The sequence below is a fragment of the Cupriavidus sp. FW305-F7 genome (assembly GCF_058782875.1).
The window spans coordinates 1-25177 of the sequence record NZ_JBYSYC010000071.1 but is presented as its reverse complement, the minus strand read 5'-3'; the positions used below and the strand labels follow the sequence as shown (position 1 = coordinate 25177).

Sequence of the window (25177 nt, the reverse complement as noted above, 5' to 3'; positions counted from 1 at the left end):
CGGCAACCGTGGCGGCCAGCCCGCCGGCGGCGCGCGCAATCCCGCACCGCGCCGCGACGGCCAGGAGCCGGCGCGCCAGCAGCGGACTGCGGCGCAACCCGCACGCCAGCCGCACGACGCGGCACCGGCACCGGCGCGCAATCGCCGTCCGGCGCCGCAGGCCGCGCTGCTCGGCGGCAACCGCAAGCCGGCGCGCTGAGCGGATCAGGGCTGACACCATGCACGCGTCCGACGCCCCGGCCGACCCCGGCGTTCCCTACGCCGGCCTGACGCCGGAGCTGATGCTGGACGCGCTGGAAGGCGCCGGCCTGCGCCCCGACGGGCGCCTGCTGGCGCTCAACAGCTATGAGAACCGCGTCTGGCAGCTGGGCATCGAGGATGCCCCGCCCGTCATCGCCAAGTTCTACCGTCCGGGCCGCTGGACCGACGCGGCCATCCTGGAAGAACACGCCTTTGTGCAGCAGCTGGCCGATGCCGAGATCCCGGCCGTGCCGGCCATGGTGCTGGCACCGGGCGAGTCTGGCACGCTGCTGCATCACGCCGGCTTCCGCTTCGCGGTATTCCCCCGCTGCGGCGGCCGCGAGCCCGCGCTGGACCGTTCCGACACGCTGACCTGGCTCGGCCGCTTTATCGGCCGCATCCACGCGCTGGGGGCGACGCAGCCCTACCAGGCCCGCCCGGCACTGGATCTGGAAACCTTCGGCGTTGCCCCGCGCGACTGGCTGCTCGCCAGCGGCTGCATTCCGGCCGACCTGCTGCCCGCGTGGCAATCGGTGACGGACCTGGCGCTGGACGGCGTGCGCCGCTGCTATGAGCGCGCCGGCGAGGTGCGCCTGCTGCGCACCCATGGCGACTGCCATCGCGGCAATGTGCTGTGGATTGACGAGGACGACGCGCGCGGCGGCACCCATGGCGCGCCGGGCCCGCACTTCGTGGATTTCGACGACAGCCGCATGGCGCCGGCGATCCAGGACATCTGGATGCTGCTCGAGGGCGACCGCGCGGCCATGCAGGACCAGCTGGCCGACATCGTTGCCGGCTATGAAGACTTCTCCGAATTCCAGCCGCGCGAACTGTGGCTGGTGGAAGCGCTGCGCACGCTGCGGCTGCTGCACTACAGCGCCTGGCTGGCCAGCCGCTGGGCCGACCCGGCCTTTCCGGCCGCGTTCCCGTGGTTCGGCACCGCGCGCTACTGGCAGGACCGCATCCTGGAGCTGCGCGAACAGGTGGCGCTGATGGACGAAGCGCCCCTGTGGGGCGCCTGAGGTCTACCGGACGGCGCCGCCAGGGCGCCGGTATTCCGCTACTTTGCTCAACCCTTCTTTTCCGGCGCCTTGACCAGCAGCACCGGGCACTCGGCCTGCGCCAGTACGCGGCCCGCGACTGAACCGATCACCGCATCGAAGAACGAACCCCGGCCATGCGTGCCCATCACGATGGCCGCGGCGTCGACCGAGCGCGCACAGGCGACGATGCGCTCCGGCGCGAAGCCGTGCAGCGGGTGCCGCTCGAATGGCACCTTGGCTGCGGACAGGATGTCGCAGACCGCCGCCATGGCCTTGTCGCTGGCCTCCTTGTGCCAGTCGTCGATGGTTTCCTTGCTGACAAAGGCGCGCACCTGGCCGCTCACTTCCGGCGCCACATGCACGACATGCACGGTGAAGCCGCTCTGCAGCAGCTTGCCTTCGGCGATAAAACGAGCCGCGGCGTCGCTGAAGGCCGAGCCGTCGGTGGCGAGCACGATATTGGTCATGTTGGGAATCTCCTGGGTGGGGGCTGTCGGCAGGCGGTGCGCCATGAGGCGGCACCGCCACTGGAACCATCATGGCACCTAGTGTCCTGCCAGGACCCGATTTAGATCAAGTCGGATCGGATTTATCCGATCCGACCGTGCGATAGCCGGCCGGCCGACGGATTCCGTCAATCCGGCTGAAGCATTTGGCCATTGCCCCGTCAACGCGGTGGCGCGTAGCATGCTCCCGAGCCCCCGCGGCAGGCATTGGCACGCCCGCGCTGCCGCAGGCACGGCCCATCCCAGACTAATTCAATGCAGCTGCCCCCGGCCATGGCGCGGGCGGGCGGCGATTCCGGAGACGACGATCATGAGTGAGCGTGGCAACCTGCTGCCCCTGCGCGGTATCAAGGTAGTGGAATTCGAAGGCATCGGCCCCGGCCCGTTGTGCGGCGCGATGCTGGCCGGCCTTGGCGCCGAGGTCACGCTGGTGACCCGCCCGGTCGCGCCGGATGCCCGCCGCATCTTGCGCGGCCAGCCCGTGCCCCCTGAGATGGAGCTGGAGCACGGCAAGCGCGTGGTGCAACTGAACCTGAAGTCGCCGCAAGACGTGGCCGCCGCGCTGGACCTGGTGGCCGGCGCCGACGCGCTGATCGAAGGGTTGCGCCCGGGCGCGATGGAGCGCCTCGGCCTGGGCCCGAAGGTGTGCCATGCACGCAATCCGCGCCTGGTCTACGGCCGCATGACCGGCTGGGGCCAGACCGGCCCGCTGTCGCAGAGCGCCGGCCACGACCTTAACTACATCGCGCTGACCGGCCTCTTGTCGATGGCCGCGCGCGAAGGCTCACTGCCGATGGTGCCGCCGACCGTGGTGGGCGATGCCACCGGCGCGCTTGGCCTGGCATTCGGCATCACCAGCGCCATCCTGAGCGCGCGCGCCAGCGGCGAGGGCTGCGTGGTGGATGCGGCCATCACCGATATCGTCGCCATGCTGGGCTCGCTGGTGCAGGTGTCGCGCGCAGCCGGCACGCTGGGCGGCCCGCAACCCAGCCCCTTCCACGATTCGCCGTTCTATGACGTCTTCCCTTGTGCCGACGGCCGCGCGATCACGCTGGGCGCGCTTGAGCCGCAGTTCTACCGCGAGCTGCTCGACCGGCTCGAACTGACCGACATCGACCCCGCCGCGCAGTATGACCGCGCCCAGTGGCCCGCGGTGAAGGCGCGCATTGCCGCATGCATCGCAGGCAAGCCCAGCACCCACTGGGAGTCGGTGCTGGGCGGCACCGACGTGTGCTTTGCGCGCGTGCTGACCCTGGACGAGGCCGCGCGCCATCCGCACAACCAGGCACGCGGCACATATCGGCTGTACCAGCAGGGCGAGCGCGAGGTGCCGCGTTCGGCGCCGGCGCCGCGCTTCCTGCGCGCCGGCACGGAATGACCTGGGGCCGCGGCACAGATGCCGCGGCCTCTCGAATCTGTCTGATCGGTTCGGCTACCATGCGGCATCGACCCAAACCGGAGACCCAAGCCATGGCCGAACCCAGCCAAGCCCCCGCCTATACCTCCACGCCGGCCTTCGAGGCCGGTCTTGAGGTGCGCACCGAAGTGCTCGGCCCCGAGCACGTCCGGCGCGCGCTGGACGCCGCCGCGCAGCAGGGCGACACCAGCCTGCAGCAACTGGTGACGGAGTTCGCCTGGGGCACGGTCTGGACCCGCGACGGCCTGGACCGCAAGCAGCGCAGCCTGGCCACGGTGTCGATGCTGATTGCGCTGAACCGGCCGCAGGAGCTGGCCGGGCACCTGCGCGGCGCGCTCGCCAACGGCGTGACGCCGCATGAACTGCGCGAGCTGATGGTGCACAGCGCGGTCTACTGCGGGTTCCCCGCGGCGCTGGATGCCAGCCGCAAGCTGACTGAAGTCCTCGACGCTGCCAACGGGTAACGCCGACCGCGGCATCGATACGAAAACAGCGATGCAGAAGAGTCTGACTCTGATGCAGATTCTGCTGCATCTGCGCGGCGAGGATTCGGCGCGTCAGGACCTCTCCGGCTCCTTAACTTTGGCAGCAGGCCAAGCCATGCCAGTCGTTAAGGAGCCTCAAATTTGCATCTCACGCTGATCGTCGACGAACCTTCCCAGTTCCACACCACGCTGTCCGCTGAACTCGGCGCTGAGCTGGGCGCCGGTGAAGTACTGGAAACGGATGGCATTCGGGAAGCGTTCCGGCTGGCCCGCGAGCACCGGCCGGGGCTGGTGCTGGTCGATGTCGACCGCTTCGGCGATCCCGGCATCGACTTTGTCCGGCGCGTCTCGGCGACGCTGCCCGCCGTGCCCTTGCTGGTACTGTCCGACACCGACGCCACGCTGGCGTTGGTGCGGGCGCTGCGCGCGGGCGCCCGTGGCTTTGTGGTCAAGCAGCGTGGGCTGGCCGAGGTGATGCACGCGGTGCGCGGCGTGCTGTGCGGCTACCTGGTATTTCCCATGCATACGCTGGAGACCGTGCGCCAGATCGGCGAGCAGCGGGAATCGGGCTTCGCGCGGCTGAGCAACCGCGAAATCACCGTCCTGCAGTATCTGGCGCGCGGCCATTCCAACAAGTCGATCGCGGAGCAACTGGTAATCAGCAGCAAGACGGTCAGCACCCACAAGGCCAACATCATGGCCAATGTCAATGTCGGGTCCCTGGTCGAAATGGCGGACTACGCGCGCCGGCATCAGCTGGTGTGGTGACGCGCACCCTGGGGCGGCTTGCCGCACCATGCCGCCATCGCGGGTAGACTGTGGGCGTGTGTGACGAATCCGAGCTTTCCGCCCGATGCCTCCGACCCTGAATGCCGCCGCGCGCCGCCTGGGCGCTGTCGTGCTTGCCTGTGCCGCCGCGTGCCTGGCCATGCCTGCCTTCGCCAATGAGCCGATGTGGTTTGCGCAGGGCCGTCCGGTGCCGGCTGCGCGCCAGGCCGTCGATGCGCTGGCCGCGGCCGCGGCCGACGGCCTCGATCCGCGCGACTACGATGCCGACGCCTTGCGCCAGGCCGTGGTCCAGGCCGCCAGCGGGCCAGCCCTGCCGCCGGACGCGGCCGCACGCGTGGATGCCGCGCTGAGCGCCGCGATGGAGCGGATGCTGGCAGACCTGCACGGCGGACGCGTCAACCCGCGCGCGGTCCATGCCAACTTTGCCCCGCAGGCGGAACGGCCCTTCGATGCCGCCACCTGGCTGCGCGATGCCGTCACGCAGCAGCGGCTGCCCGACGCCATCCGCCAGGCAGCGCCCACCTTCCCGCTCTATGGCACGCTGCGGGAGGCCCTGGCGCGGTACCGCGAGATCGCGAAGCAGCCGGCCTGGGGGCAGCCGCTGCCACCGTTGCCGGGGAGCAAGCTGACGCCGGGCCAGCCCTGGGCCGGTGCCGCGGCGCTGACTGCACGCCTGGTCGCGCTGGGCGACCTGCCCGCCGGCACCCAGGCGCCGGCCCGCTACGAAGGCGCCCTGGTCGGCGGCGTCAAGGCGTTCCAGTCGCGCCACGGCCTGGAGGCCGATGGCGTGATCGGCGCGGGCACGCTGGCACAACTCAACCTGCCCATCGCCAGCCGTGTGCGGCAAATTGAACTGACCATGGAGCGGCTGCGCTGGACGCCGCTGGACGGTCCGCGCATGATCGTGGTCAATGTGCCGGAGTTCATGCTGCGCGCCTATGAGATCCGCGACGGCAAGCTCGACATCAAGCTCGAGATGAAGGTGATCGTCGGCAAGGCACTGGATACGCGCACGCCGCTGTTCGAGGAGGATATGCGCTACATCGAGTTCAGCCCGTACTGGAACATCCCGCCCTCGATCGCGCGCCGCGAGACCGTGCCGCACCTGCGCAGCGATCCGGCTTACTTCAACCGGCAGGGCCTGGAGTTCGTCAGCGGCGACGGCAAGGCCGTGACCACGCTGTCCGACGAGAATCTCGACGCCGTGCTGAACGGCCGCATGCGCATCCGCCAGCGGCCGGGCCCGCTGAACGCGCTGGGCGATATCAAGTTCGTGTTTCCCAACAATGAGAACATCTACCTGCACCACACGCCCTCGCCACAGCTGTTCAAGCGCGACCGGCGCGACTTCAGCCACGGCTGCATCCGCGTGGAAGCCCCAGTAGCATTGGCCCAGTTCGTGTTGCAGGATATGCCGGACTGGAACGAGACCCGGATCCGCGAAGCGATGACGCGTGGCAAGTCCAATACGGTGCGCCTGCAGCAGCCCTTGCCGGTGGTGCTGGCCTACGGCACGGTCATTGCGCGCGCCGATGGTCGTGTATCCTTCTTGCCTGACATCTACGGTCACGACAAATTGCTGGACAAGGCACTGCGGCAACGCAACGGACGGCCCCAGCAACCAGCTATTGCGAGCGCCTCCGCCACCACCCACTGAGGCGCCACTGGCACATTCAGAGGAAGTACCATGACTGATGCGACGCGCAAGGCACGCCGCCGCTTTCTTCATACCACCGGAGGCCTGGCCCTTGCCGCCGGCCTGATGCCGTTGACGCCGCGCCAGGCGCTGGCCAGCCTGCCTGCAAACCAGGCCCTGGCAGGCCTGCCGGACGCCCGCACGCTGGCCTTCGACCACACCCACACCGGCGAACGCGTGTCGTTGGTCTATGCTGTTGGCGACCGCTTCGTGCCCGAAGCGCTGACGACGCTCAACGGCTTCCTGCGCGACCACTACTCCGGCAAGGTCGGCATGATCGACCCGCAGTTGTTCGACCTGCTGTTCCAGGTCCGCCGCGAGCTTGGCACCGACCAGCCGTTCCAGGTCATTTCCGGCTACCGCAGCCCGGCCACCAACTCGCGCCTGCGCAACACGCGCGGCGGCGGCGTGGCCAGGCACAGCCTGCACATGGACGGCAAGGCCATCGACATCCGCCTGGCCGGCGTGCCGCTGGCGGACGTGCGCGACGCGGCCAAGTCATTGCAGGGCGGGGGTGTCGGCTTCTATGAGTCTGACCAGTTCGTGCACATCGATACCGGGCGCGTGCGTTACTGGTAAGCGTTGTCTGTGGCCGCCCATGATGGGCGGCTCGCTTGCGCCCTGGTAACGACCCAAAGAAAAAAGCCGCGAACCCATGCGGGATCGCGGCTTTTAAAATAGATGGTGGCGAATCAGGGACTCGAACCCCGGACCTGCGGATTATGATTCCGTCGCTCTAACCGACTGAGCTAATTCGCCAACGAAGACTGAGATTATACCTGGGCTTTCGAGGCTGTCAACACCTTGCTGCGAAGATTTTGCACGAAGGGCCCATGCATAAAAAAACGGCAGGCCGGATGGCCTGCCGTTTCCGTTAGTGCCGGGCGACCGCTCAGTCGTTGGCGTAGATGTTCACGTCCTTGGTCTCGCGGATGAACAGCGCGCCGATCACGAAGGTGATGGCTGCGATGATGATCGGATACCAGAGCCCGTAGTAGATGTTGCCGTTCTGGGCCACCAGCGCGAACGAGATGGTGGGCAGCAGGCCGCCGAACCAGCCGTTGCCGATATGGTAGGGCAGCGACATCGAGGTGTAGCGGATGCGGGTCGGGAACAGTTCCACCAGCATGGCGGCGATCGGGCCGTAGACCATGGTGACGTAGATCACCAGGATGGTCAGCAGCACCAGCACCATGATCGTGTTCATCTGTGCCGGGTCCGCCTTGGTCGGGTAGCCGGCGGCGGACATGGAGTCCGCCACTTGCTTCTTGAAGCTGGCAATCTGCTTCTTGCTGGCGTCGTCGAAGCTATGGCCGGCGGGGACCAGGCTGGCGTTGAAGGAGGGGATCTCCGTGTCGCCGATCTTTACCGTGGCGGTGGTGCCGGCGGGCGCGTCGACGACTTCATAGCTGGCCGATGCCTGGGCCAGGGTGCGCTTGACGATGTCGCACGAGCTGCGGAAGTCGATCTCGCGGGCGATCGGGCTGCCCTGGAAGGAGCACTGCTTCGGATCGGCGGTGACGACGATCTGTGCGCTTTGCTGGGCGCGCTCGAGCGAGGGGTTGGCGTAGTGGGTCAGGCCCTTGAAGATGGGGAAGTAGGTCAGCACTGCCAGCGCGCAACCGGCCATGATGATCCACTTGCGGCCGATCTTGTCGGACAGCGAACCGAAGAACACGAAGAAGGGGGTGCCCAGCACCAGCGCGCCGGCGATCAGCAGGTTGGCGGTCTTGGCGTCGACCTTCAGCACCTGGGTGAGGAAGAACAGCGTGTAGAACTGGCCGGTGTACCACACCACGGCCTGCCCGGCGGTCAGGCCGACCAGCGCCAGGATCACGATCTTCAGGTTGCGCCACTGGCCGAAGGATTCGGTCAGCGGGGCCTTGGAGGTCTTGCCCTCTGCCTTCATGCGCTGGAACGCCGGGGATTCGCTCATCGACAGGCGGATATACACCGACACGCCCAGCAGCAGGATCGACACCAGGAACGGGATGCGCCAGCCCCAGGTCTCGAAGTTGGGCCCGGTCATTTCGCGGCACAGCAGGATCACGATCAGCGACAGGAACAGGCCCAGCGTGGCCGTGGTCTGGATCCACGAGGTATAGGCGCCGCGCTTGCCGTGCGGTGCGTGCTCGGCCACGTAGGTGGCGGCACCGCCGTACTCGCCGCCGAGCGCCAGGCCCTGCAGCATGCGCAGGGCGATCAGGATGATCGGTGCAGCCCAGCCGATGGTGGCATAGCCCGGCAGCAGGCCGACGATGAAGGTCGACAGGCCCATGATCAGGATCGTCACCAGGAAGGTGTACTTGCGCCCGATCATGTCCCCCAGGCGGCCGAACACCAGCGCGCCGAACGGCCGCACGATAAAGCCGGCGGCGAATGCGAGCAGCGCGAAGATGAAGGCCGAGGTGGGATCCAGTCCGGCGAAGAACTGCTTGGCAATGATCGCCGCCAGCGAGCCGTAGAGATAAAAATCGTACCACTCGAACACCGTGCCCAGCGATGAGGCAAAGATCACCTTGCGCTCTTCGGCTGTCATCGGTGCGTTCTGCGCGCCCCCTCCGGGCACCGCAACGTTTTGCACGTTTGCCATATCGTCTCCTCCGTCTGGAATGGATCTCGGGTGGGCGTGGCGCGGAAAAGACCGCGCGGCTGGCCGCTATGCCTGAGTTGCAGAGGATTGTGGGTGGCGAAACTTACTGCGTTCTGACAGAACCGGGCACGGAATCGTCAAAGAATGTCGGGGTATACGCTAGCCGCCGGCGGGCGGCTGGATGCTGCGCTGCGGGGGGCGATGTGCTTGTGTGGCGCAATGGCGCGCTTTGCAGGGGTGCGGCTATGCAGCATCGGCGCCCGTGCCGCGCGACGCGCCCTGCGAAGGCGCCGGGGCGGGCGCGGCCAGGCTGTCGGTGTTGGTTTCGCCGTCGGCGCGGTTCATGCGCCAGGCGTAGAGCGCGGCCATCAGCACGTACACCACCAGCGCGCCTTGCGCGCCGACCCAGAACGAGAACGGCCAGCCGAAGAAGTCGAAGCGCAGGTCGCGCGCAAACCATGCCACCACGAAGGTGACGGTGAACCAGATCGCGAGCAGTCCGCAGATCCAGCGCAGGTTGCGCCGCCAGGCCTGGCGCTGGCGGGCTTCGGCACTATCGGGGGCGGGGCTGTCGTTCATGCGGGCGGGAGGTAGTCGGGCCGGCGCAGCGTCACGCGGAAATGCGCGCCGGCCAGCCGTGGCGATTGCTGGTAGACATGGTCGGAAATCTGGACGTCGCCGCCGTGCTGCTGCACGATCTCGCGCACGATCGCCAGGCCCAGGCCGCTGCCTTCAGTATTGGTGCCGAGCACGCGGTAGAAGCGCTCCATCACGCGCTCGCGCTCGGCCGGCGCAATGCCCGGGCCGGTGTCTTCCACATCCAGGTAGGCGAACGGCTCGAAGGCGTCGGCGCTGACGCGCACCGTGGCATGCCCGCCGCGCGGCGTGTAGCGGATGGCGTTGTCGAGCAGGTTGTTCAGCATCTCGGTCAGCATCAGGCGGTTGCCCTGCACCATCACCGGATGGTCGTCCGCATCCAGTCCCAGGTCGATGTCGCGCGCCCAGGCCTGCGGCAGCCAGTCCTTGACCACCTCGCGCGCGAGCGCCGCCAGGTCCAGCGCCGCCATGCCGCCGGTGCCCGCCAGGTTTTCCATGCGCGCAAGCGACAGCAGCTGCGTGACCAGGTGCGCGGTGCGCTCAGAGCTGCCGGCGATCTGCGCCAGCGAGCGCCGCAGCTCTTCCGGCGACTGCTCGCGCTGCGCCAGCTCGGCCTGCATGCGCAGGCCCGCCAGTGGTGTCTTCATCTGGTGCGCGGCATCGGCGATAAAGCGCTTCTGGGTCTGCACCGACTGGTCCAGGCGCGCCAGCAGGTCGTTGAACGAACCCACCAGCGGCGTGATTTCCTGCGGTGCGGCGCGTTCGTCGATCGGGCTGGTATCGCCGGGGTTGCGCGCGCGGATGCGCTGCTGGATCGCGGTCAGCGGCGCTAGCCCGCGCGACAGCCCGAACCACACCAGCACCACCGCCAGCGGCAGGATCACGAACTGCGGCAGGATCACGCCCTTGATGATTTCGTTGGCCAGGCGCGCGCGCTTGTCCAGGGTCTCGGCCACCTGCACCAGCACCGGCTGGGTGCCGCTGACCTGCTTCAGGTCGATATAGGTGTAGGCCACGCGCACGTCGTTGCCGGCCACGTGGTCATCGCGCAGGGACACCAGGCCCGCATGGCCCTGGTCTTCCTCGGACGGCAGCGGCAGGTCGTGGTCGCCGGCGATATACTCGCCGCGCTTGCCGACCACCTGGTAATAGATGTTGTCGGTCTCGTCGGCGCGCAGGATCTCGCGCGCCGACAGCGGCAGCTGCAGCGTGATGCGCCCGTTGACCTCGCGCACCTGCTGCGACAGCACGATGGCGCTGGCCTCCAGCGCGCGGTCGAAGGGCCCGTTGGCGATCGACTTGGCCACCAGGTAGGTCACCGCGATGCTCATCGGCCAGAGCAGCAGCAGCGGCGCCAGCATCCAGTCGAGGATCTCGCCGAACAATGAGCGCGGCGACGGATGCGCGGTGCTTTCCTCCAGGTGCGGCAGTGCGTCGGCCAGGTCCTGGTCGGCGGCGTCCGGGGCCGGGGCGGTGGAAGGAGGGGGTGGCGCGGTGCGGGGCGCGCGCCGCCAGGGCAGTCGCAGCAGGCTCATCTCGGCGGTTTGCGCTCAGGTCGGTCGCTTGGCCTGCGGTTGCGTCGGGTGGGGATCAGTGGTGCGTGGCCACCGCCGGCTGGAATTTCTCCAGGCAGTAGCCAAGCCCGCGTACAGTGGCGATGCGGATGCCGCCGACTTCGATCTTCTTGCGCAGTCGGTGCACGTAGACCTCGATGGCGTTGTTGCTGACTTCCTCGCCCCACTCGCACAGGTGGTCCACCAACTGCTCTTTCGATACCAGGCGGCCGCTGCGTGTCAGCAGGATCTCCAGCAACCCGATCTCGCGCGCGGACAGGTCCAGCATCTGGTCGTTGATATAGGCGATGCGCCCGACCTGGTCGTAGGCCAGCGGCCCGTGCCGCATCAGCGTGGCGCCGCCGCCGGCGCCGCGCCGCACCAGCGCGCGTACGCGCGCTTCCAGTTCGGACAGGGCAAAGGGCTTGGCCATATAGTCGTCGGCCCCAAGGTCCAGGCCCTTGACGCGCTCGTCGACGCTGTCGGCGGCGGTCAGGATCAGCACCGGCAGCATGGCGCCGCGCGCGCGCAGGCGCTTGAGCACTTCCAGCCCGGACATGCGCGGCAGGCCCAGGTCCAGGATCAGCAGGTCGAAGGTCTGGGTCGACAGCGCGGAATCGGCTTCCAGGCCATTGGTGACGTGGTCGACGGCATAGCCCGAGTGGCGTAGCGAGCGCGTCAGGCCGTCGGCCAGCACGTCGTCATCTTCGGCGATCAGAATGCGCATGGTTGTCTCCACCCTGGCCGGCATAGCCGGCGCCGGCGGAATGAGGCGCGATGGGGCTTGCCAAGCATACTGTTTTTTTATACAGTACCCGCACGTTCCGCTGGGGCTGCCCGGGGAGACCCCCTGGAGAGCGGCCGCGCAGACAGCCGGGCCGGCGCTGGCGCCAGAAAATGCCGGTGCCGCGCCACATGCGGCCTATTTATACACCATTGATTCAAGGACGACCATGGACGACAAGAAGGCAGGTGCCGGCGTGAGCGCCGAGAAGCAGAAGGCGCTTGCCGCCGCGCTCTCCCAGATCGAGAAGCAGTTCGGCAAGGGCTCGATCATGCGCCTGGGCGACGGCGAGGTCGAGAAGGACATCCAGGTGGTATCCACCGGTTCGCTCGGCCTGGACATCGCGCTTGGCGTCGGCGGCCTGCCGCGCGGCCGCGTGGTCGAGATCTATGGTCCGGAATCGTCGGGCAAGACCACGCTGACGCTGCAGGTCGTGGCCGAGATGCAGAAGCTGGGCGGCACCTGCGCCTTTATCGACGCCGAGCACGCGCTGGACGTCAGCTACGCCAACAAGCTGGGCGTCAATGTCGGCGACCTGCTGATCTCGCAGCCGGACACCGGTGAGCAGGCGCTGGAAATCACCGACGCGCTGGTGCGCTCGGGCTCGATCGACCTGATCGTGATCGACTCGGTGGCGGCGCTGGTGCCCAAGGCCGAAATCGAAGGCGAAATGGGCGACTCGCTGCCGGGTCTGCAGGCCCGCCTGATGAGCCAGGCGCTGCGCAAGCTGACCGGCACCATCAAGCGCACCAACTGCCTGGTGATCTTCATCAACCAGATCCGCATGAAGATCGGCGTGATGTTCGGCTCGCCGGAAACCACCACTGGTGGCAACGCGCTGAAGTTCTACGCCTCGGTGCGACTGGATATCCGCCGCATCGGCTCGATCAAGAAGGGCGACGACGTGATCGGCAACGAGACCAAGGTCAAGGTGGTCAAGAACAAGGTGTCGCCGCCGTTCCGCGAAGCCTTCTTCGACATCCTCTACGGCCAGGGTATTTCGCGCCAGGGCGAGATCATCGACCTGGGCGTGGACGCCAAGATCGTCGAGAAGTCCGGCGCCTGGTACAGCTACAACGGCGACAAGATCGGCCAGGGGAAGGACAACGCGCGCGAATACCTGCGCGAGAACCCGGACATTGCCGACGAGATCGAAAACAAGGTGCGCGCGGCGCTGGGCGTGGTGGCCATGAACCCCACGGCGGCTGCCACGCCGGTAGCGGTCGAAGACTGACCGCGCCAGCGGCCATTGCGCCATCCGGAAGGCCGGGGCATCGCCGATGCCCCGGCCTTTTTGCTTGGCGCGGGTCCCCATCCACAGAATTCGGTAACCCATGGCAACCCGTCCCCCGCTCTCGCTGAAGGCCCGCGCCGTCGGCTACCTGTCGCGCCGCGAGCACAGCCGTGCCGAACTGGCGCGCAAGCTGGCGCCGCATGCCGAGTCGGCCGAGCAGCTGGAGCAGTTGCTGGACGCGCTGGAGCGCGAGAACTGGCTGTCGAACCAGCGCTTTGCCGACAGCCTGGTGCACCGCCGCGGCGCCCGCTACGGCACCGCGCGCGTGATGCAGGAGGCCAAGACCCACAAGCTCGGCAGCGAGCAGCTGGGTGATCTACAAGAGCGGCTGCGCGCCACGGAAGTGGAGCGCGCCCGTGAGGTCTGGCGCAAGCGCTTCGGCACTCCGCCCGACACACCCGAGGCACGGGCCAAGCAGATCCGCTTCATGGTGGCGCGCGGGTTTTCGCGTTCGGTCGTCAGCAAGATCATCCAGGGTGCGGACGAAGACTACGGCGACGAGGGTTAAGTAGGATGTATGGCGCATGCGCCATTTCCCCCGGAGTACCTGCACTGCCATCAGGGTAAATTCGCTGCATTGCGTCATCTCCCGATTGGACTGCAGACGATTTTGTTGCCATCGCTGAGCCCGTGTTTGCTGGTGCGTTGCGCCAAGCCGCTGTGTCATGCCGGGTGCCATGGTCGGCCGACAATCGCGCGGCGACAGTTGCTGCGCAAGGATGTTCCCGGTCAACGTGGCGCAGCATGTTAAACTCCCCGGGTTATTCGGTGCTCCGGCACCGCCGTTCCCCAGCCCCCCGTATTTCCAGCCTGGCCATGCCTCTGTCCCAGCCCGTCAACCGCTCCCAGCGTCACCGTCGCGCCATTACGGCCGAGGCGTACCAGAGAGAGGACGGCTTGTGGGATATCGAGGTGCGCCTGACCGACACCAAACCTCGCGACATCGAACTGGCCGGCGACCGCGTCCGGCCGGTAGGCCAGCCCCTGCACGACCTGTGGCTGCGCGTCACGATCAATGAGGAAATGACGGTGCTGGATGCCGAGGCCTGCTCGGACTGGGTGCCGTACCCGTCCCATTGCGACACGATCGGCCCGGCTTACCGCAAGCTGATCGGCCTGAACCTGCGCAAGGGCTTTCGCAAGGCCGTGCGTGAGCGCCTGGGCGGCATGCACGGCTGCTCGCACCTGACCGAGGCCGCGGGTGTGCTGCCCAGCACGGCGATCCAGGCCTTTGCCGGTGAAGTCATCAATATCCGCGACAACGGCGAGGACGACCCGAATCCGGAGCCGCCCTATCAGTTGAACGGCTGCCACGCCCTGCGTTTCGATGGCGAGGTGGTTCGTCAGTTTTACCCGCGCTGGTATGGTCACCAGCCGACGCCCAAGATACGGGCCGAGGCAGCACCTGCCGTCGCGACTGCGCCTCAGGCGCCGCCCGCGGCCAATGGCGACCGCAGCAATGATGGCAACGACGCTGTCCCGGCCGAGCGGCCGACCGGCACCTCCGGCTGATTCTCAGGATTGGCCAGCCTGACGAGAGAGTTCGTCTTCTTTCAGATTCTTCCCTTCTACCTTTTACGCCTACCCGAAAGGAAACACGCATGAATATCCATGAGTATCAAGGCAAGGAAATCCTGCGCAAATACAATGTGCCGGTTCCGCGCGGCATCCCCGCGTTCTCGGTTGACGAGGCCCTGAAGGCCGCAGAAACGCTCGGCGGCCCGGTGTGGGTCGTCAAGGCCCAGATTCATGCGGGTGGCCGCGGCAAGGGCGGCGGCGTGAAGGTTGCCAAGAGCATCGACGACGTCAAGACCTACGCCTCGAACATCCTGGGCATGCAGCTGGTCACGCACCAGACCGGCCCGGAAGGCAAGAAGGTCAACCGCCTGTTGATCGAAGAAGGCGCCGACATCAAGAAGGAACTGTACGTTTCGCTGGTGGTGGACCGTGTTTCGCAGAAGGTCGCGCTGATGGCCTCGAGCGAAGGCGGCATGGACATCGAAGAAGTCGCTGCCCACAGCCCGGAAAAGATCCACACCCTGATCATCGAGCCGTCGGTCGGCCTGACCGACGCTGAAGCCGACGACATCGCCCGCAAGATCGGCGTGCCCGACGCGAGCGTGGCGCAAGCCCGCCAGGCGCTGCAAGGCCTGTACAAGGCGTTCTATGAAACCGACGCTTCGCTGGCTGAAATCAACCCGCTGATCCTGACCGGCGACGGCAAGGTCATCGCGCTGGACGCCAAGTTCAACTTCGACTCGAACGCGCTGTTCCGTCACCCGGAAATCGTTGCCTACCGCGACCTGGATGAAGAAGACGCCAACGAAATCGAAGCCTCGAAGTTCGACCTGGCCTACATCTCGCTGGACGGCAACATCGGCTGCCTGGTGAACGGCGCCGGCCTGGCCATGGCCACCATGGACACCATCAAGCTGTTCGGCGGCGAGCCGGCCAACTTCCTCGACGTGGGCGGCGGTGCCACCACCGAGAAGGTGACCGAAGCCTTCAAGCTGATGCTGAGCAACCCGAACGTAGAGGCCATCCTGGTCAACATCTTCGGCGGCATCATGCGTTGCGACGTGATCGCCGAAGGCGTGATCTCCGCTTCCAAGGCCGTGCACCTGACGGTGCCGCTGGTCGTGCGCATGAAGGGCACCAACGAAGACCTCGGCAAGAAGATGCTGGCCGACTCGGGCCTGCCCATCATCTCGGCCGACACGATGGAAGAAGCCGCCCAGAAGGTGGTGGCCGCTGCCGCTGGCAAGTAAGCCGTCGCACGAACGCAACCATACGCGAACGCGGGCGGTGCGCAGGCGCTTTGATGCGCCCTCGCGCGCGCCGCTCGTAGCCAAGCAAAGGATTACAGCATGTCGATTCTGATCAACAAAGACACCAAGGTCATCACCCAGGGCATCACCGGCAAGACCGGCCAGTTCCACACCCGTGGCTGCCGCGACTACGCCAACGGCAAGAACTGCTTCGTCGCGGGCGTGAACCCGAAGAAGGCCGGTGAAGACTTCGAAGGCATTCCCATCTACGCCAGCGTCAAGGACGCCAAGGCCCAGACCGGCGCCACCGTGTCGGTCATCTATGTGCCGCCCGCAGGCGCCGCTGCCGCGATCTGGGAAGCCGTTGACGCCGACCTGGACCTGGTGGTCTGCATTACCGAAGGCATCCCCGTGCGCGACATGATGGAAGTCAAGGACCGCATGCGCCGTGAGAAGAAGAAGACCCTGCTGCTGGGACCGAACTGCCCGGGCCTGATCACGCCGGACGAAATCAAGATCGGCATCATGCCGGGCCACATCCACAAGAAGGGCCGCATCGGCGTGGTGTCGCGCTCGGGCACGCTGACGTACGAAGCCGTGGGCCAGCTGACCGCGCTTGGCCTGGGCCAGTCGTCGGCTGTCGGCATTGGTGGCGACCCCATCAACGGCCTGAAGCACATCGACGTGATGAAGATGTTCAACGACGATCCGGAAACGGACGCCGTGGTCATGATCGGCGAGATCGGCGGTCCGGACGAAGCCAACGCGGCTTACTGGATCAAGGAAAACATGAAGAAGCCGGTGGTTGGCTTCATCGCTGGCGTGACCGCGCCTCCGGGCAAGCGCATGGGCCACGCCGGCGCGCTGATCTCGGGCGGTGCCGATACCGCCCAGGCCAAGCTGGAAATCATGGAAGCCTGCGGCATCAAGGTGACCAAGAACCCGTCGGAGATGGGCCGCCTGCTGAAGGCAATGCTGTAAGACGTACCTTGCCATTCCCGCCAGCGCGGGAATGGTGCACCAGGCAATGCCCCCGCCCGCGCGGGGGCATTGTCATTCTGGCGCAGCGGGGGGCAGGGATACCCCCTAGGCGAAACATGACAGGATTGAAATGTAATCGAAAGGTTCATGCGGTAAACAGTCATGTTCGTATTTTGAGACATCCGAAACCCCGTCAGATGACGGGTGTGCCACCTAAAAAATCGAGGAGCCCTGCCGTGGAACTGCTGTCTTCCACCACATTCTGGATTGCGTTGGGATCGATCATCCTGACCAATATCGTCCTGTCCGGCGACAACGCGGTGGTGATCGCGCTCGCCTCGCGCAACCTGCCGCCCGCCCAGCAGAAGAAGGCCATCTTCTGGGGCAGCGCCGCCGCCATCATCATGCGCGTGGTGCTGACCGTGGCCGCGGTCAAGCTGCTGAGCCTGCCGTACCTGAAGATCGTCGGCGCCGTGCTGCTGGTCTACATCGGCGTGCAACTGCTGACCGGCGATGACGACGAGGAAGGGCACGATGGCAAGGACAATATCTGGGCCGCCATCCGCACCATCCTGATCGCCGACCTGGTGATGTCGCTCGACAACGTGGTGGCCGTGGCCGCCGCTGCGCAGAAAGGCCCCGAAGGCAGCCAGCTGATGCTGCTGATCATCGGCCTGGGCCTGTCGATCCCGCTGATCGTGTTTGGCAGCACGCTGCTGCTCAAGGTCATGGAGCGCTTCCCGGTCATCATCGTGCTGGGTGCCGCGCTGCTGGGCTACCTGGCGGGTGAGATGCTGGTCAGCGACCCGGTTGACGCCGCCTGGTTCGAAGTCCACGTGCCGCACGCCCACCTGGTATTCGGCGCCGCCGGCGCGATACTGGTGGTGCTTATGGGCAAGCTGCTGAGCCGCCGGTCGGCACAGACCGCCTGACGAGGTTCCGCCCAGGCGAGAAGGGCGGCCAGCTGGCCGCCCTTTTTCGTTGGCGCGCCGGCAAGGCGGTCGTCGGTGCCTTGGTCAACTAACTCATGTGAGTGATCGCACATTTTGTCGGGTTGACCTGTGATAGCGGGCCTGGGTGACAAAATTTGGCGCAACTGGCGAGCATCCCCCTGATGGGTGACGAAATTTGTCGCTTTTCACCCTCTACGGATGGGGGATGCTGCTGGCACGCTTACTGCTCAATAGTCCCCGCGTCACGCAACCGAAGACGTGCAACGCTTAACCAAAATCTCTTCGAGGGGTCAAATCATGCAACGGGTACAACAACTGAAGAAGCTGGGCCGTCGTGTCCAGAAGGGCTTTACGCTGATCGAACTGATGATCGTGGTGGCGATCATTGGTATTTTGGCCGCGATCGCGATTCCGCAGTATCAGGACTATGTGACGCGGAGTCGCTGGTCTGAAAACCTTTCGTCGATTGCAGCTTTGAAGCAGGCGATTGCCGAATGTGTGCAGACAAACGCCTTGGCAGCAGGCGCGATTGCTGCCCCCTGTAATACTTCCCTCAACCTCGCAACCGCTGCGGGTGGTGGTTTTACTGCAATCCCTAATCCTCCCAATGGCCTCGTGGACTATGGTGTCACTACGGCGGGCGTGATTACTATTGTCGGGCGGGCCCAACTGGCGACCGGTGGTTGTACGGTGACAATTACTCCGGCCATTACCGCTTCCTCCGTGACATTTGCAGCGGCCACTACCGTTTGCGGCAAGCCTCAGACTGGTATCTAATCAGCAGTCCATTGGGCAATAAAGCGCCTTCGGGCGCTTTTTCTTTATCCGCGCTACAAGCTATCATGCGCCTTTCCCCAAACCAGGCGCCTCAATGCCGCCGTCCCGGACAACCCTCCCGTCGGCTGCCCTCATCGCAGCAATCGTCTTCCCACTGCTAGTTTCCCGGCACACGCTGCCGCTGGCGACGTTCTATGGCGAATGGACTGCCGCATTCTGTGCCATCGCCGTCTTCGCCTTCCATGCGATCCACAAGTCCCCAGCAGCGAGTTCGGAAACCCATATGTGGCTTCCGTGGGGCTGCCTGCTGTTTGTCTGGCTAAGCCTTGTCAGCCTTTTACTCGGCGCCCTCGGTCACGCTGACATCACTGGCAGCCGGCTGATCACGATTCTCACGCTGATCCTTGGAGCCGCAGTGACTTGCGCTGGATGGTGGTATCGACGCGCGCCAGCAACAACCACGCAGGACATCGGCGATGCCTTCGCCACGGCCTTTCTCATTGCGGGGTCGCTCGGTACGCTCACGCAATGGGTGCAGCTCTTCCACCTCGAACCCCGCGCCTTCGGCCTCGTCTCCACCTACTTCTACGACAACAATCGCCGCCTCTGGGGCAACCTGAACCAACCCAACCACCAGGCCACCGTTGAAGGCCTGGCGTTGGTGGCGTCAGTGTGGCTGGCTTCGCGTGGCCGCTTGCGTTTCCCGATGTGGCTCGCCGCCGTAGTCTTGCTAGAAAGCGGCATCGTGCTGTCCGGTTCGCGCACCGGCGTGCTGCATGTTGGCCTGGCTGCGGTCTATGCACTGGTCGCAGCGTGGCTCGCACGAGGCGGGCGGAGCGACTCGGATCCAATGCAGCGACCAGTCGGTCTGCTCGTCGCAGCAGTAGCAATGGTGGCGATGCTGCTGATCCTGCAGCCCGCGATCCGTGCGGCAGGGCAAGCCTTCGACTGGCGCCTGTTCGACACCATCGCCCAACTCGAAGCAGAAGACCAGATGTCCGCGCGCGGCGCGCTGTGGACCCACGCGCTGGCAATGTTCCGCTCCCACCCCTGGTTCGGTGTCGGCTGGGGCGAGTTCGGCTGGGCGCAATTCCAGCAGATGCAGCAAGTCGGCGTGAAGGTGGAGATGTCCCTGCACGCCCACAACGCCATCCTCGACTTGCTGGCGAAGACGGGCATCGTCGGCGCCGCCGGCGTAGGCCTGATCCTGCTGGCGTGGCTATGGCGCGTGGTTCGCGTTCGCCTGTGGCACGGCGATAGCGAAGAGCGCAAGCAGACCGTGCTGGTTCTTACCTGGCTGGCGATGCTGTGCGCGCATTCGATGCTCGAATACCCGCTGCATTACCTCTATTTCTTCCTGCCGTTCTGCTTCATGCTCGGTTGGCTGGAGCCGTCAGGCTTCGGGCGTTGGCGCGTGCCGATGCCAGTGGCACGGGCGCTGGCGATCGCGTTTGTCGTGGTGGCCGCGGCCGTGCTGGCCACCATGTGGCAAGACTACCGCCGCGCCGAAGCCCGCGAATACGCCAGCAGCGAAGGCCACCGCAATGCCTTGCCGATGCCGCGCTTCTGGTTCCGCCAGCACGCGCAGGCCGACGCCGCCGGCCTGGCCACCATTACGCCGGCCAATGCGGCAGATTTGTTGCCCGCCCACATCGCCGCCGTGCACCTGCTGCCTACGCCGACCATGATCGCGCGCACCGCATGGCTGCTGGCGCTGACCGGCGATCCTGCGCAAGGTCGCCAGTGGATGGAACGGCTGCGCTGGTACTACCTTGGCGATGAAGTCGCGCAATACGCTGAGATTGCGAAGGCATGCCGCGACCTGACGCCAGATGAACGCCCGCAGGCATTCTGCGCATGGGTTGGCGACCGTTCGCGTCGGTACTCCGAATGGCCCCGGGGCTGACCTAATAGTACGGATACGGGCTGTAATATACCGGTGGCGGAGGCGGCGGATTGTAGTAATACCGCGGCGCAGCGGCGACGCGTCCGGGGGCGGGCACGCGGTTGCCGCTGGCGTACATGCACTGTACGTAGGCGGCATCGTATTGCTGTTGCGTGCCGTAACCCGCGTACTGGGCATTGCCCGCGCCGACCGCCGCGCCAGTCAGCAGGCCTACGCCCGCACCCACCGCCGCACCCGAACCGCCATTAAAGGCCGCACCCGCCGCTGCGCCCAGCGCGGTGCCGACTACGGCGCTGCCGACGGCCGCATTGTTGGCGGCCTGCGAGGATGAGACACGGCCCACCCGCCCGAAGGCGAACTGGCGGCAGTTGTAGTCGTCGGCGCGGAACTGTTCGAAGCTCTTGCCGGTGCCCGGCAGCACCATCACGCTGGGGCCGGCAGGCATCACGGCGCACGCGCCGAGGGTCAGGGTGGCCACGGCCAGCGTGGCGCGGGTCAGGGCATGCATGGTGTCACCCCGCATCAGGAGTTGGCCGGCGGCTGTGCCGGTATGCGCTGCCAGCCGCCGGGACAGGACTGCACATAGGGGTAGTAGCCTTCGGGCTGGTCGCAGTGGTACCACCAGCCCTGCTGCGGCGCTACGCCGTCCGGGCCGGGGACCGGCACGGGGCCGTTCGGTCCCTGTTCGATGTACTGCGGCGGCGCCGCGGGTGCGGTGACCACGGCGGGCGGGTAGTAGTACGGGGCGGGGTAGCCATACGGGTAGCCGCCGTAGAACACGCCGGGCCCGAAATAGAGGCCCACGCCGACGCTTGTGCGCGTCTTGATAAAGCCGCCGTGTGCGTCGCTATCGTGCAAAGCGGCATCGTGGAGATCGGCCCGCCCGGCGAGGGCGGCGCCGCTTGCGGCCGTGGCCGCCAGTGCCAGGGCGATCTGGCAGAGCATGCGCCCGTTCATGGTATCCACCTCTTCTCCGCGCGCACCGCATGGCACGCCACGGACAGGGTCAGCAGGCCGCAACCAGCGCGGGCCTGCAATCGTATTGAATACCAAATTGTCCCGCGCCGGCGCCACGGCGGCGCCGCTGGAAATGCGGCGTTACCTTTATTACCGGGGAACGACGTTGGCGTAAGACGTCGTGACCCAGCCCATCGCGGCGCGTGTTGCAGGCGTCACGTGGGGAGGTCAGCCGGCCGCCACCCAATCCCCCGACTTGCCCCCATGCTTTTCCAGCAACTTCACATTGCCGATTACCATGCCGCGGTCCACTGCCTTGCACATGTCGTAGATCGTCAGTAGCGCCACCTGCACGCCGGTCAGCGCTTCCATCTCCACGCCGGTCTGGCCGCGGGTCTCGGTGCGCACGGTGCAGGCGACGGTGGCGGTGGCCTCGTCCAGCGCGAACTCGACCGCCACCTTGGTCAGGCCGATCGGGTGGCAAAGCGGGATCAGGTCGGCGGTGCGCTTGGTGGCCATGATCGCCGCGACGCGGGCGATGCCGATCACGTCGCCTTTCTTTGCGCTGCCGTCGCGCACCAGCGCGAAGGTGGCGGGCTCCATCGTGATGGTGCCGGTGGCCACGGCGACGCGGTGGGTGCTGGCCTTGTCGCCGACGTCGACCATGTGGGCCTGTCCGGCGGTATCGAAATGGGTGAGCTGGGTCATGATCGTGAGCTTCAGTGTGAACTGCGTGCAGGTGGCCGCCAGCGTCCCTGGGAAGCATCCGATGGGAACGGCCACGGGAGGCCGCTATCATAGCAACATGCCAAAACACCCATCGCTTCGCAGGTCTGCAGCACGCGGCCCTGGCGCCGTGGCGGACGCTGTTCCTGCCGGTTCCGCGTCACATCGCGGCGACGACAGCCATTGCCGCGCTGGCGGCGCATGGACGCCATGGCGGCGGCCGCTGGCGGCGCTGCTGGCGCTGACGTTGGCGGCGCCGGCCTGGCCCCAGGGTACGCCGCGCACGACCACGGCGCCAGCCACGCCGGTGGCGGCCACGCCCGCGGCCAGGCCGCCGCAGCCGGTGCCCGCCATCTCCGGCGAGGCCAGCGACCAGGTCTATGACAACCTGAACCGCAGCGTGAAGGCGGGCCAGAAGTCCGAGTTCGGCCTGCGCACCAACAACGCGGTGGTGGAGGCCGGCGGCGTGCAACTGCCGGACCTGGGCGACCCGTCCACGGCGTCGCTGTCGCCCGACATGGAAAAGCGCCTGGGCGACCGCATCATGCGCGATATCCGCCGCGACCCGCTATACGTGCCGGATCCGCTGCTGTCCGATTACCTGAACGCGCTGGGCTACGGGCTGGTGCAGGCGGCGCGGCGCCAGAGCATCTCCGGTTCGACCGGCGCGGGCACCTTTGCCACCGGCTTCGACCTGTTCGCGGTGCGTGACCGCAGCATCAACGCGTTTGCGCTGCCGGGCGGCTATATCGGCGTGCATACCGGGCTGCTGGTGCAGTCCGATACGGAATCGGAGCTGGCCTCGGTGCTGGGCCATGAAATCGGCCACGTGATGCAGCGGCATATCGCGCGCGGCATCACCTCGCAGGACCAGTCGATGTGGATCGCGCTGGCCTCGATGGTGCTGGCGGGCCTGGCCGCCACGCGCAGCCCGGATGCGGCGGCGGCGCTGGCGATGGGCGGGCAGGGCGCGGCCATCGCCAACCAGCTGTCGTTCTCGCGCGGCGCCGAGCGCGAGGCCGACCGGGTCGGCTTTCAGATCCTGACCGCGGCGGGGTTTGACCCGCAGGGCATGCCCGATTTCTTCATGCGGCTGCAGCGCACATCGGGGACTGCGGAAAACTCGGTGCCGTCCTATGTGCGGACCCACCCGCTGACCTCCGAGCGGATTGCCGACATGCAGGATCGCGTCAGCCATGCCAGCAAGCGCAAGGTCGCCAATACGCCCGAATACGAGTTTGCGCGGATGCGGGCCCGCGTGATCCAGGAATCGTCGCCCAGCGACCTGCAGAACCTGCGCGCGGCGCTGCGCACGCAACTGCCGGGAGCAACGGTACTGCGCGCTCCGGCGCTGCACTACGGCCTTGCCTTTACCGAGCAGCGGCTGGGCCGCTACCCGGCCGCCGAGCAGGAACTGGCCGAGGCGCGCCGCCTCTACGGCAATATCCCCGGCGCCACCTCGGGCAGCCCCATGCTGGACGTGATGACAGTGGAACTGGCGCGCGCCCAGGGCCGCGTGCCCGAGGCGCTGTCCCAGGCCACTGCCTCGATGAAGACGTTCCCGCTGTCGCATGCGGTGGCGATTGCCTATGCCGATACCCTGGTCGGCTCAGGCCGCTATGAAGAGGCCGTGCGCTTCCTGCGCGACCGCACGCGCCAGGAGACCAGCCGCAGCGATTGGTGGGAGCTGCTGGCGCGCGCCTACGCGGGCCAGGGCAAGCGCTTGCAGCAGCACCAGGCGCTGGCCGAAAAGTATGCGATGGACGGCGCCTACCAGGCCGCGATCGAGCAACTGCAGATCGCGCGCAAGGCCGGCGACGGCGACTTCTACACGCTGTCCGAGGTCGATGCGCGCCTGCACCAGCTGGAGCGCCAGTACCGCGAGGACAAGCAGGACAGCAAGGGCATGCCTAACTGAGGCACGCTGCACTTGTTGTCACGAAGTCATCGAGAGCACCAGCGTCGTCCCCGCATGCAGCCGGGGACTCTCTCCTCCATTCACTCTGCAAGCCTGGCCGGCCCGATGGCGCCGGCCAGTGCCTGCCGCGGTGTCATGCCGAAACGCTCCCGGAACAATTTGCCGAACGCCGACGGATCGGCAAAGCCGCAGGCATGCGCGATCGCGCCGATGTGGGCGGACTGGCCGGCCCGCTCCAGGTATTCGCGGCTGCGGCGCAGGCGAATCTCGCGCAGGGCCGCCATGACGCGCAGGGGCTCTCCCTCGAACAGCCGGTACAACTGTGCGCGCGAGCAGTGCAGGAACGCGGCAATCCGGTCGGGCGTGAGGTCGTGCTCGTGCGCATGCTGCTCCATGAAGCGATACGCGGCCTGCAGTTGCAGCTTGCCGGAGCGCCACCGGGCATTCCCGGCATCCGCTCTGGCGATGTCCGGATGCGTGGCGATAAGCTGCAACGCCATGCCGACTGTACTCTCCATGACCACGCCAAGGGCGGCGCGGTCAAGCCGGGGACTGTGAGCGGCAAGCATGCGCAGCTGCATGGAAACAAACGGGGCAAGCGAGGACGCCGTCAGCAGCGTGGCGATACGGCCCGGATTCGCGGGATCGTGGCCAAGCGCCTGGCGCACGGTCTCGCGCGGCAGGCGCAGGTAGCAGGTGGAGGACTCGGTCCAGTCCGATGACATCGGCTGGCCGCAATCGAACATGAAGAGTTCGCCGGCACGCACGACGGTGCGCATGCCGTCCTGCTGCTCCACCCGGTACTCGCCGCGGTCAAGCAGGCAGATGGCGATGTGCTCGTCGGTGCTGCGCACGCGCTGCGGTGTCAGCCAGGTGCGAACGGCCGAGCTGGTGCAGTGGATAAACTGGGCGCCGGCGCCTTCGCAGCTCGCGACGCTGCCGTACAGCGCGACGTCCGGGTCGGGGCGCGCCTCGACCGAGCGATAGGCATTGGCCATCCAGAAGTCGAGACGGTCGGACTCGGCCAGGTCGCTGGTGGAGAAACTGCGGAACGTGGCTTCCGTGCCTGCGCGTGGCTTCGGCATGACGGCATGCGCGTCGCGGCTTGTTGTTGTACCCACATCCTATGGACCTGAACTGAAGATGCGGAACATTTCGGTAATCTCGTGGAGGACGAAGAAGCCTCGCCAG

The 25177-nt window shown here is 66.7% G+C and carries 24 protein-coding genes, 1 tRNA gene and 1 pseudogene; 16 read left to right on the top strand and 10 right to left on the bottom strand.

What is annotated here, in order from left to right:
* Both AC3WL8_RS37300 and AC3WL8_RS37295 read left to right on the top strand, forming a co-directional pair.
* Positions 1-199 (top strand): annotated as a pseudogene (locus AC3WL8_RS37300) (DEAD/DEAH box helicase); the annotation flags it as partial.
* A 19-nt stretch (positions 200-218) separates the two neighbouring features.
* Positions 219-1265 (top strand): serine/threonine protein kinase, encoded by a 1047-nt coding sequence (locus tag AC3WL8_RS37295; protein ID WP_013955611.1) that lies wholly within the window; start codon positions 219-221, stop codon positions 1263-1265.
* A 47-nt stretch (positions 1266-1312) separates the two neighbouring features.
* Here the strand turns inward: AC3WL8_RS37295 and AC3WL8_RS37290 are convergent, their stop codons facing one another.
* Positions 1313-1753 (bottom strand): universal stress protein, encoded by a 441-nt coding sequence (locus AC3WL8_RS37290; protein ID WP_018313685.1) that lies wholly within the window; start codon positions 1751-1753, stop codon positions 1313-1315.
* A gap of 349 nt (positions 1754-2102) precedes the next feature.
* Between AC3WL8_RS37290 and AC3WL8_RS37285 the strand changes: the two genes are divergently transcribed.
* From AC3WL8_RS37285 to mepK, 5 genes are all read left to right on the top strand, one after another.
* Positions 2103-3170, top strand: a complete 1068-nt coding sequence (locus tag AC3WL8_RS37285) for a CaiB/BaiF CoA transferase family protein (protein WP_211980729.1) — start codon at positions 2103-2105, stop codon at positions 3168-3170.
* A gap of 92 nt (positions 3171-3262) precedes the next feature.
* Positions 3263-3673: a carboxymuconolactone decarboxylase family protein gene (locus AC3WL8_RS37280; protein ID WP_013955614.1), complete on the top strand. Its 411-nt coding sequence runs from the start codon at positions 3263-3265 to the stop codon at positions 3671-3673.
* Between the two features lie 162 nt (positions 3674-3835).
* Positions 3836-4462, top strand: a complete 627-nt coding sequence (locus tag AC3WL8_RS37275) for a LuxR C-terminal-related transcriptional regulator (RefSeq protein WP_492379999.1) — start codon at positions 3836-3838, stop codon at positions 4460-4462.
* A gap of 85 nt (positions 4463-4547) precedes the next feature.
* Positions 4548-6140, top strand: coding sequence for a L,D-transpeptidase family protein (locus AC3WL8_RS37270; protein ID WP_492379998.1), 1593 nt, complete (start codon positions 4548-4550; stop codon positions 6138-6140).
* A gap of 30 nt (positions 6141-6170) precedes the next feature.
* Positions 6171-6758 carry a peptidoglycan L,D-endopeptidase MepK gene (gene mepK, locus AC3WL8_RS37265; protein WP_211980732.1) on the top strand — a complete coding sequence of 196 codons (588 nt, stop codon included), beginning with the start codon at positions 6171-6173 and terminating at the stop codon, positions 6756-6758.
* Positions 6759-6861: 103 nt separating this feature from the next.
* Here the strand turns inward: mepK and AC3WL8_RS37260 are convergent.
* The 5 genes from AC3WL8_RS37260 to AC3WL8_RS37240 all read right to left on the bottom strand — a co-directional run bounded on the left by AC3WL8_RS37260 (position 6862) and on the right by AC3WL8_RS37240 (position 11649).
* A tRNA-Met gene (locus AC3WL8_RS37260) sits at positions 6862-6938 on the bottom strand.
* Between the two features lie 133 nt (positions 6939-7071).
* Positions 7072-8772: an MFS transporter gene (locus AC3WL8_RS37255; RefSeq protein ID WP_492379997.1), complete on the bottom strand. Its 1701-nt coding sequence runs from the start codon at positions 8770-8772 to the stop codon at positions 7072-7074.
* A gap of 243 nt (positions 8773-9015) precedes the next feature.
* Complete coding sequence (locus AC3WL8_RS37250) at positions 9016-9351, bottom strand: DUF4212 domain-containing protein (RefSeq protein ID WP_492379996.1); 336 nt, start codon at positions 9349-9351, stop codon at positions 9016-9018.
* Complete coding sequence (locus tag AC3WL8_RS37245; protein ID WP_153953255.1) at positions 9348-10904, bottom strand: sensor histidine kinase; 1557 nt, start codon at positions 10902-10904, stop codon at positions 9348-9350. The genes AC3WL8_RS37250 and AC3WL8_RS37245 overlap by 4 nt, the downstream gene beginning before the upstream one ends.
* Positions 10905-10959: 55 nt before the next feature.
* Positions 10960-11649, bottom strand: a complete 690-nt coding sequence (locus AC3WL8_RS37240; RefSeq protein ID WP_013955621.1) for a response regulator — start codon at positions 11647-11649, stop codon at positions 10960-10962.
* Positions 11650-11875: 226 nt separating this feature from the next.
* Here AC3WL8_RS37240 and recA point away from each other — a divergent pair, with 226 nt between their 5' ends.
* The 8 genes from recA to AC3WL8_RS37200 all read left to right on the top strand — a co-directional run bounded on the left by recA (position 11876) and on the right by AC3WL8_RS37200 (position 20385).
* Positions 11876-12940: a recombinase RecA gene (gene recA / locus AC3WL8_RS37235; RefSeq protein ID WP_010812222.1), complete on the top strand. Its 1065-nt coding sequence runs from the start codon at positions 11876-11878 to the stop codon at positions 12938-12940.
* Between the two features lie 100 nt (positions 12941-13040).
* Complete coding sequence (gene recX / locus AC3WL8_RS37230) at positions 13041-13508, top strand: recombination regulator RecX (protein WP_211980735.1); 468 nt, start codon at positions 13041-13043, stop codon at positions 13506-13508.
* 308 nt (positions 13509-13816) lie between these two features.
* Positions 13817-14512, top strand: a complete 696-nt coding sequence (locus AC3WL8_RS37225) for a DUF2889 domain-containing protein (protein WP_492379995.1) — start codon at positions 13817-13819, stop codon at positions 14510-14512.
* 89 nt (positions 14513-14601) lie between these two features.
* The gene (gene sucC / locus AC3WL8_RS37220; protein WP_013955623.1) at positions 14602-15768 is read left to right on the top strand and encodes an ADP-forming succinate--CoA ligase subunit beta; all 1167 of its coding nucleotides are present in this window, start codon (positions 14602-14604) and stop codon (positions 15766-15768) included.
* A 99-nt stretch (positions 15769-15867) separates the two neighbouring features.
* Positions 15868-16749 (top strand): succinate--CoA ligase subunit alpha, encoded by an 882-nt coding sequence (gene sucD / locus AC3WL8_RS37215; protein ID WP_011614568.1) that lies wholly within the window; start codon positions 15868-15870, stop codon positions 16747-16749.
* A gap of 236 nt (positions 16750-16985) precedes the next feature.
* Complete coding sequence (locus AC3WL8_RS37210) at positions 16986-17681, top strand: TerC family protein (RefSeq protein WP_013955624.1); 696 nt, start codon at positions 16986-16988, stop codon at positions 17679-17681.
* Positions 17682-17999: 318 nt separating this feature from the next.
* Positions 18000-18479: a pilin gene (locus tag AC3WL8_RS37205; RefSeq protein WP_492379994.1), complete on the top strand. Its 480-nt coding sequence runs from the start codon at positions 18000-18002 to the stop codon at positions 18477-18479.
* Between the two features lie 94 nt (positions 18480-18573).
* Positions 18574-20385 (top strand): PglL family O-oligosaccharyltransferase, encoded by a 1812-nt coding sequence (locus AC3WL8_RS37200; protein ID WP_492379993.1) that lies wholly within the window; start codon positions 18574-18576, stop codon positions 20383-20385.
* Between the two features lies 1 nt (position 20386).
* On the opposite strand, the gene AC3WL8_RS37195 is transcribed toward AC3WL8_RS37200, so the two are convergent.
* From AC3WL8_RS37195 to moaC, 3 genes are all read right to left on the bottom strand, one after another.
* Complete coding sequence (locus AC3WL8_RS37195; protein WP_492379992.1) at positions 20387-20893, bottom strand: hypothetical protein; 507 nt, start codon at positions 20891-20893, stop codon at positions 20387-20389.
* Between the two features lie 14 nt (positions 20894-20907).
* Positions 20908-21342: a hypothetical protein gene (locus AC3WL8_RS37190; RefSeq protein ID WP_153953282.1), complete on the bottom strand. Its 435-nt coding sequence runs from the start codon at positions 21340-21342 to the stop codon at positions 20908-20910.
* Positions 21343-21570: 228 nt separating this feature from the next.
* Complete coding sequence (gene moaC, locus AC3WL8_RS37185; protein ID WP_013955629.1) at positions 21571-22050, bottom strand: cyclic pyranopterin monophosphate synthase MoaC; 480 nt, start codon at positions 22048-22050, stop codon at positions 21571-21573.
* Between the two features lie 97 nt (positions 22051-22147).
* On the opposite strand from moaC, the gene AC3WL8_RS37180 reads away from it, so the two are divergent.
* Positions 22148-23986: a beta-barrel assembly-enhancing protease gene (locus AC3WL8_RS37180; RefSeq protein WP_492379991.1), complete on the top strand. Its 1839-nt coding sequence runs from the start codon at positions 22148-22150 to the stop codon at positions 23984-23986.
* 80 nt (positions 23987-24066) lie between these two features.
* Here the strand turns inward: AC3WL8_RS37180 and AC3WL8_RS37175 are convergent, their stop codons facing one another.
* Positions 24067-25071, bottom strand: coding sequence for a helix-turn-helix domain-containing protein (locus tag AC3WL8_RS37175; protein ID WP_492379990.1), 1005 nt, complete (start codon positions 25069-25071; stop codon positions 24067-24069).
* Between the last annotated feature and the right edge of the window lie 106 nt (positions 25072-25177).